Source organism: Lentzea atacamensis, from assembly GCF_003269295.1.
Lineage (GTDB): Bacteria > Actinomycetota > Actinomycetes > Mycobacteriales > Pseudonocardiaceae > Lentzea > Lentzea atacamensis.
On the sequence record NZ_QLTT01000008.1, the window covers coordinates 431,133 to 438,137 of the forward strand.

Consider the following 7,005-nt stretch of genomic DNA (forward strand, 5'->3'; position numbering starts at 1 on the left):
CGGCCGGGGCAAGGCGATGTCCTACCAGCGGTGCGCGACGTCGATCACCAGGCGCCCGGTCGACCCCGGCCCGGTGAGCGTGAACACGCGGAACGGCAGGCGGGCCCGGACACCCATCCCGAACTGCGTCTGTCCCTCGAACGTGCCGAGGAACGCGACCTGGCGGAAGGTCGTGAAGCCGGCGACGTTGACGGCCTGCATCGGGTTGGCCGGTTGGTAGGTCGGGTTGTAGTACTGGTCGTGCGCGGCCGAACCGACGAGCACGTCGAGGAAGGCGCCGCCCGCCAGCGGGACGGGGACGCCGCTGCCCTGCTGGTGCACGGTCGACACGTAAGAGACGTGGTACCACTCCGGAGCCGGGCCACCGGTCATGTCGACCACGAGCCGGTCGTAGCAGTCGTGCCGTCCGGCACGCACGTCGTTGATGGTCGCGCTCGTGTGCGCGTGGCTGGGCCCTGCTTTCGGCAGTGAGCCCCAGGTGATGCCGCAATACGGTGCGGCGGACGCGGACGGCGCGAGCAGTCCGGCCATCATCAGCAGTGCCGCCAGTGCGGCGCCGCGTCTCAGGATCTTTCCCATGTCGTTGCTCTCCCTTCGAGCTGCCCCCTTGCATCTAGTGACGTGCATCACAGGCCGAGGTTGTCTGTTGGCTGGGCGGCGCTCCTCCGGTCGACGGCGCAGCACCATCCGACCGGCTGGGTTGTCCGGCCGGTTCACCGGTGCCGCGCGCAGCGTCTCGGACCGAGGATCGAGGTGACCGTTCAACGACCACAAAAGACGGAGTTGTGTCGCCGTGCGCACCCCGATCGACCGCCCGGCCTGGAGAACCCTGCTGGGCCACGTCCGGCCACATCGCCGTACTGTCCTTTTAGGAGGAACACTCGTCCTGCTCGGCGGGCTCGCCGCGGCGGCCCAGCCTCTCGCGGCGAAGGCGCTGGTGGACCGGCTGGGCACCGGTGACGCGATCACCGGCCTGCTGGCGCTGCTGGTCGGCCTCGCGCTCGCCGGCGCCGCGATCGCGATGGCCGGTGACTACCTGCTCGAACGCGCGGCGGAGTCCGTCGTGCTGGTGGCGAGGAAGCGGCTCACCAGGAAGCTGCTCTCGCTGCGCGTGCCCGCCGTGCAACGCGCGGAGCCGGGAGACCTGCTGTCCCGCTTCACCAGTGACACGACATTGCTGCGCGAGGTGTGCACCAGCGCACTCGTCGGACTGGTCACCGGTGCGGTCACGACCGTGGTGATGGTCGTCATGATGGGCGTGATGGACCTCGCCCTGCTCGGCGTCACCCTGGCCGTGCTCGCCGTGGTCGGCCTGTTCGCCGGCGCCGGTCTGCCGATGATCGAGAAGGCGTCCCGCGCCGCCCAGTCCGCGGTCGGGGACACGGGTGCGCGGCTGGAGCGCGTGCTCGGCTCCTTCCGGACCGTCAAGGCCGCGGGTGCGGAGACCGGGGAGATCGCCGCGATCGAACGCGGGGCGGAGGACGCGTGGCGTGCCGGTGTTCGCTCCGCGCGCTGGGAGTCGCTGGTGCACGGGTCCAACACCCTGGCGGTCCAGGCGGCCTTCCTCGCCGTGCTCGGCATCGGCGGGGCTCGGGTCGCGACAGGAGCCATCTCACTGTCCACTTTGGTCGCTTTCCTGCTGTTCCTGTTCTACCTGAACGAACCGATCGGGCAGTTGCTGCACGCGGGCAGCAGTCTGTCCGTCGGGCTGGCGGCGGTACGCCGCCTGGCCGAGGTCGAGGAGATGCGGTCCGAGCCCGCCGGAGTCGCCGGCGCCCGCACGGGGTCCGCCGCGAAGGACGGGATCCGTCTCGCTTTCGAGGACGTCCGCTTCCGCTACGGTCCGGAGCTGCCAGAGGTCCTCCGCGGTATCGGTGTCGACGTTCCCGCGACGGGAATGACCGCTTTCGTCGGTCCTTCGGGTGCGGGGAAGTCCACGCTCTTCGCGTTGGTCGAGCGGTTCTACGAGCCGTCGGCCGGCCGGATCCTGCTGGACGGCCGCGACCTCGCGGAGTGGGACCTGGCGAGCCTGCGCGCCGGTGTCGGCTACGTCGAACAGGACGCGCCCATGTTGTCGGGCACGTTGCGCGACAACCTCGTCTACGGCAGGCCGGACGCCACCGACGAGGAGATTCGCGACGTCGTGGCGCAGACCCGGCTGGACTCGCTGGTCGAGCGCCTTCCGGAAGGGCTGGACACAGCGGTCGGGCATCGCGGCAACTTCCTGTCCGGGGGCGAGAGGCAGCGGATCGCACTCGCTCGTGCGCTGATCCGCCGTCCCCGCCTCCTGCTGCTCGACGAGATCACCTCGCAGCTCGACGCCGCGAACGAGATGGCGATCCGCGACGTGGTGACGGCCGCGGCGAAGACGATGACCGTTCTCGTGGTGGCACATCGGCTGTCGACGGTCACGCAGGCAGAACGGATCGTGGTGGTGGACAACGGAAAGGTGCGTGCGTCCGGCACTCATGACGAGCTCGTCGCGAGTGATCCCCTGTACGCGGGCTTCGCCGCCACTCAGCTGCTCACCGGCGAACGCGAGTGACTCTCAACGGAAACCGCTGCGCCTCCACCCGAGAGACGCCCGCGCTCCGAGCACCAGTCCCACCGCGATGGTCAGCAACTGGACACGCTGCACCAGCCCGGCGCCGGGCTGGTGCACGAGGACGGCGGACAGCACGCCGGTCGTGGCCAGCAGGGCGACCACCACCCTGGCACTCCACCGGCGGGTGCTCCGTTCGAGACCCGCGGCGGCGGCGAGGGCGCTGCCGAACGTCAGCGCGCTGGTGACCTGGTGCAGCCGATGCCCGAGCGACACCGTTCCCGCGGTCTCGCGGGAGCGGCACAGCGCGTCGACGCTTGCCGCGCAGTCCAGCGACAGCACCGTGTCGGCGAGGGTCGCGACCGCGAAGAGGAGCACAGCCGCGATGACGAGCCGCCCGCGCATCCGGCGGGCGGCGAGGAACAGGCAGCAGGCGGCCAGCGCGTCGGTGACGCGGAAAACCCACCGGTACGGCTGGTCGTCGGCGAACAGCTCACTCACGTAGCTGTCCACCATCGACAGCCCTGTCGGCAGCACTAGCTCGAGGAGCCAGCAGGAATACAGGAGGGCGGCGGCGACCAGCCACGTTCCCGGCCGGTCAAGCCGACGGGGCAACAAGTGGCCGGAAGGCCTTTCCAGTTCCAACGTCGGATCCCCCTCACCCCTTCCGCCATGCTACGTCTCTGATCGACGTTGTGTGGCCGGACGCCTGTCACCGCCATGTTCGGCAGGCGCCTGCGGAGCACGCTCCGACCTCAATGGAGTCGACCGTCCATTGAGGAGTGAGGGGCGCGAACCACCGTGCAGGGGGCCAGGTACCGGCCGGGTGGCGGGGTTGGTTCCGGCCCGCTGGCCGGTGTGGTCGGCGGTCCGCCCCTACGCAATCTGACGTACACGAGATCAGAACGTGAGCGGATGAAGCACGCCCACCCGCCAACGAGAGTGGGTCGCGACACCACGAGCAAAGGAGTGCATCGCGATGACTACCACCCGCAAGCTGAGCGGCCGCACCCGCAAGGGAGTGCTGCTCGTGCACATCCTGTCAGCGGTGGCGTGGCTGGGCATCGACCTCGCACTGGGCATCCTGGTGGTGGTCGCACTGTCCACAGAGGACACCGGCATCGCAGGCGTCGCCATACAGGCGATCGACCTGTTCGCGATCTGGCCGATGTTCGGCGCCAGCGTCGTCTGCATGACCTCCGGCGTGGTCCTGGGCCTCGGCAGCAAGTACGGCCTGGTCAGGTACTGGTGGGTCGCCATCAAGCTGTTCATGAACGTCGGCATGTCACTGCTGATCGCGTTCTCGCTGCGCCCGGGTGTGCGGGAAGCGGCCGAGATCGGCAAGCGCATGTTGGCAGGCGACCCGACGGCGGTCATCCCGCCCGACATCATGTACCCGGTCGTGGTCGCGCCGACGTTGCTGCTGTTCGCCTACATCCTGTCGGTGTTCAAGCCGTGGGGCCGGATCCGCAGGTCAGCGCAGCCAGTCAAGCGCGAGCGCCGCGACCTCGTCGGGGCGGTCTAGCTGCAGGAAGTGCCCGGCGTCCGCCACGATCTCGACCCGCGAACCCGGGGCGAGACCCGTGGCGGCGTCGGTGTAGTTGTCGGGCGTGATGCAACCGTCCTGGGCGCCCGCCAGCACCAGCATCGGGATCGGCGCCGGCTTCTCGGTCGCCTGCGCCATCGAGGACAACGAAGGATCGTGCAGCGACCGGTCGAAGTTCGCCCGGTACAGCTTCAGCGCGTTGGCCCTGAGCTGCGGATCCTCGTACATCGACAGCACGTGCGGCGGTACGGAGAGACCCGGTGACCAGGTCCGCCACAGGTACTCGATCAGTGTGGAGTTCAGCAGGCTCTCCGCGACCCCGGGCACCTGGAACATGAACAGGTAGAAGAACCGTTGCTGCTGTGCGGGATCGTCGAAGATGTGACGCAACGTGGCCGGCGGCGGCACGGACATCGTGATCACTCGGCGCACCCGCGAGGGCCAGCCGGCCGCCAGCCGCCCGGCCACACCGGCGCCGATGTCGTGGCCGATCACGTCCAGCGGCTCGGGCGACAGCGCGGCGTTCACCGCGGCGGCGTCGGCCGCCAGCGTCAGGCCGTCGGCGAACGGCAGCTGGTCGAACGTCGACGGGTGGTGCCCGCGCAGGAACGGCGCGACGACCCGGCGGCCGGCGGCCACCAGTCGTTCGGCGAGCGGGCCGAACGACGCCGGGTGGTCGGGGAAGCCGTGCCAGCACACCACGATCGGGCCCTCACCCGCGGCCAGGGCGGGGAAGGAGAGGCGCTCGGTCGGGATGACGATCTCTTCGAAGTCCATCAGAAGTCCACTCGCATCACGAAACGTCGTTTGGTGGGGTGGGTGACCTGCGTGAACCCGGCCTCCTCGAACACCTGACGCGCACCGACGTGCAGCTCGCCCCAGGTGACGGTCTGGCCGGACGCGGCGATCATCGGATACGCCTCGACCGCGCGAGCACCCTGTGACCGAGCGTGCTCGACGGTCACGGCCACCAGCTCGTAGGTGAGGCCTTGCCTGCGGAAGCCCTTGCGCACCACGAAACACGTCACGGCCCACACGCCGTCGTCGTCCTTGTCCTCGGACCTGCCCTTCCACGGGATGGGCAGGTCGAGCAGCTTCGCGTAGTCGCACCGGGGTTCGACGGCCACCCAACCGGCGGGCTCACCGTCCACATAGGCCACCAGCCCGCTGCCACGGGCGGCCTGCGACTCGTGCGCGGCGTAGCGCTCGTCGAACGTCGAGTCGCGCCACATCCAGCCCTTCACCTTGTAGCGCTGGCAGCGGCACTTGCCCGGCTCGGACCCGTCGCAGATCGCCTCGACGTCCTCCCGGGGCACCTCGCCAGACGGCACGTTCCGGGCCGCGCCACTAGAGCTCCTGGGTGAGGTTCACGGGGTTTCCGTCAGGATCGAACACGTGGGCAACGCGTTGTCCCCATGGCATGTCGTTCGGCGGTCCCTGCACACGGCCTCCCGCGGCCTCGACCAGGGGCAGCAACGCGTCGACGTCGGGAACGTCGATGCTCAGCGCGATCCGGGGCGGCGCCGAGACGTCGGCCTTCTCGGCGACGAGCCTGAGCTCGGCATCACCGATCTTGAGCGTCTTGTAGAACACCGGACCGGACTCCGGGTACCGGAACACCTCGGTCGCGCCGAGAACCTGCTCGTAGAACGCCTGCAAGGGCGGAAGATCCGGGGTCAGGATGATGGGTTGGATCGCCATGGTTCCTCCTAGTCGTCCACCGTTGTACGGGGCGGCTGGCCGGAACTCATCGGTGCACCGAACAACGGCAGGAGTTCGGGAACGTTGAGGAACGTCGTCGTGCCCGTGACCAGCCCATCGCGCACGTCGATGAACACCAGCCCGAACGGCCGGTCCATCCCCGGCCGCATCTGCCAGTACGCGGGCGACGCGTTCGCCCGCACCGGCACCAGCCACGCGCCGGCACACGTCGCCTGGGGATCGTTCAGCGCGACCGAGATCGGGCCACGGCCCCGCAGCCACCAGCTGAACGGCGGCATCGACATCGTCGCGTCCTCGTGCAGCAGCGCCACCAGAGTCCGCACGTCGTGCCGGTCGAACGCCTCGCAGTATCGGCTGAGCAGTGCCTTCTGCTTCGGGTCGGCGGGGTGCAGCGGCTCGCCGGGATCGACCACCTGCATCGTGGCCCGCGCCCGCTGCAACGCGCTGTTGGCCGCAGCCACCGAGATGGAGAGCAGATCGGCGACCTCGGCGGCCTGCCACACCAGCACGTCCCGCAGGATCAGCACCGCGCGCTGACGGGCCGGCAGGTGCTGCAGTGCCGCCACGAACGCCAGCCGCACGGTCTCCTTGCGGATCGCCTGGTCCTCCGGCAGGACCTTCGCGTCGGGCGTCGGCTGCACGAAGGTCCGCTCGGGCAGCGGCGCCCCGAAGTCCCCGCCGGGCGATCGCAGGTCGACGGCCAGGGCCCGGCGCTGGGCGGACCGCAGCATGTCGATGCAGATGTTGGTGGCGATGCGGTACAGCCAGGTCCGCAGCGACGCGCGCGACGGGTCGAAGCTGTCGTACGCCTTCCACGCGCGGACGAGCGTCTCCTGCACGGCGTCCTCGGCCTCGAAACCGGAGCCGAGCATGCGGTAGCAGTAGCCGGTCAGCTCGATCCGGAACGGCTCCAGCTCCTCGATCACGAGAAAGACCCTACGCGGACCGATGAGTTTCCATCGACCCGTCAGCGGGGGAAACCTCCCCGATCGGTACCTGCTTGCGCCGCCTGCCGATCACGACTGTCCGCAACCTCCGACCGGCCAGGCAAGACTGGTACGCGCTACGGGCGCCGCAGCGCGTCGAGAACCTTCAAACCAGTTCGTGTCCGGCTTGATCCGCACGCACCGCCGGGAGCTGGGATCGAGGTGGCGCAGGCTCGATGCCGGGCAGCAAGCCCTGCTGGTGCTGGTCC

At 69.6% G+C, this 7,005-nt stretch carries 8 protein-coding genes; 2 read left to right on the top strand and 6 right to left on the bottom strand.

The genetic code is table 11. The features are described from left to right. Positions 1 to 21: 21 nt before the first annotated feature. On the bottom strand, positions 22 to 579 hold the full coding sequence (locus tag C8D87_RS33125; protein ID WP_112229616.1) for an AMIN-like domain-containing (lipo)protein: 558 nt from the start codon (positions 577 to 579) through the stop codon (positions 22 to 24). Between the two features lie 214 nt (positions 580 to 793). On the opposite strand from C8D87_RS33125, the gene C8D87_RS33130 reads away from it, so the two are divergent. Then, positions 794 to 2,545 (top strand): ABC transporter ATP-binding protein, encoded by a 1,752-nt coding sequence (locus tag C8D87_RS33130; protein ID WP_112229617.1) that lies wholly within the window; start codon positions 794 to 796, stop codon positions 2,543 to 2,545. Between the two features lie 3 nt (positions 2,546 to 2,548). On the opposite strand, the gene C8D87_RS33135 is transcribed toward C8D87_RS33130, so the two are convergent. Further along, on the bottom strand, positions 2,549 to 3,187 hold the full coding sequence (locus C8D87_RS33135; RefSeq protein WP_112229618.1) for a DUF998 domain-containing protein: 639 nt from the start codon (positions 3,185 to 3,187) through the stop codon (positions 2,549 to 2,551). 334 nt (positions 3,188 to 3,521) lie between these two features. Between C8D87_RS33135 and C8D87_RS33140 the strand changes: the two genes are divergently transcribed. Continuing rightward, positions 3,522 to 4,067 (top strand): hypothetical protein, encoded by a 546-nt coding sequence (locus tag C8D87_RS33140; protein ID WP_112229619.1) that lies wholly within the window; start codon positions 3,522 to 3,524, stop codon positions 4,065 to 4,067. On the opposite strand, the gene C8D87_RS33145 is transcribed toward C8D87_RS33140, so the two are convergent. The 4 genes from C8D87_RS33145 to C8D87_RS33160 are packed head-to-tail and all read right to left on the bottom strand — an operon-like array spanning position 4,017 to position 6,736. Further along, positions 4,017 to 4,865 carry an alpha/beta fold hydrolase gene (locus tag C8D87_RS33145; RefSeq protein ID WP_112229620.1) on the bottom strand — a complete coding sequence of 283 codons (849 nt, stop codon included), beginning with the start codon at positions 4,863 to 4,865 and terminating at the stop codon, positions 4,017 to 4,019. The genes C8D87_RS33140 and C8D87_RS33145 overlap by 51 nt on opposite strands. After that, the gene (locus tag C8D87_RS33150; protein WP_233442410.1) at positions 4,865 to 5,404 is read right to left on the bottom strand and encodes a GNAT family N-acetyltransferase; all 540 of its coding nucleotides are present in this window, start codon (positions 5,402 to 5,404) and stop codon (positions 4,865 to 4,867) included. Before C8D87_RS33150 ends, C8D87_RS33145 begins: the two co-directional genes overlap by 1 nt. 31 nt (positions 5,405 to 5,435) lie before the next feature. Beyond that, complete coding sequence (locus tag C8D87_RS33155; RefSeq protein WP_112229621.1) at positions 5,436 to 5,789, bottom strand: VOC family protein; 354 nt, start codon at positions 5,787 to 5,789, stop codon at positions 5,436 to 5,438. An 8-nt stretch (positions 5,790 to 5,797) separates the two neighbouring features. Continuing rightward, positions 5,798 to 6,736: an RNA polymerase subunit sigma-70 gene (locus C8D87_RS33160; protein ID WP_112229622.1), complete on the bottom strand. Its 939-nt coding sequence runs from the start codon at positions 6,734 to 6,736 to the stop codon at positions 5,798 to 5,800. Positions 6,737 to 7,005 lie beyond the last annotated feature (269 nt).

Excerpts from the sequence above, each read along its gene's own strand:
- C8D87_RS33125 (WP_112229616.1), bottom strand. The coding sequence starts at position 579 with ATGGGAAAGATCCTGAGACGCGGCGCCGCACTGGCGGCACTGCTGATG.
- C8D87_RS33155 (WP_112229621.1), bottom strand. The coding sequence starts at position 5,789 with ATGGCGATCCAACCCATCATCCTGACCCCGGATCTTCCGCCCTTGCAG.
- C8D87_RS33145 (WP_112229620.1), bottom strand. The coding sequence starts at position 4,865 with ATGGACTTCGAAGAGATCGTCATCCCGACCGAGCGCCTCTCCTTCCCC.
- C8D87_RS33140 (WP_112229619.1), top strand. The coding sequence starts at position 3,522 with ATGACTACCACCCGCAAGCTGAGCGGCCGCACCCGCAAGGGAGTGCTG.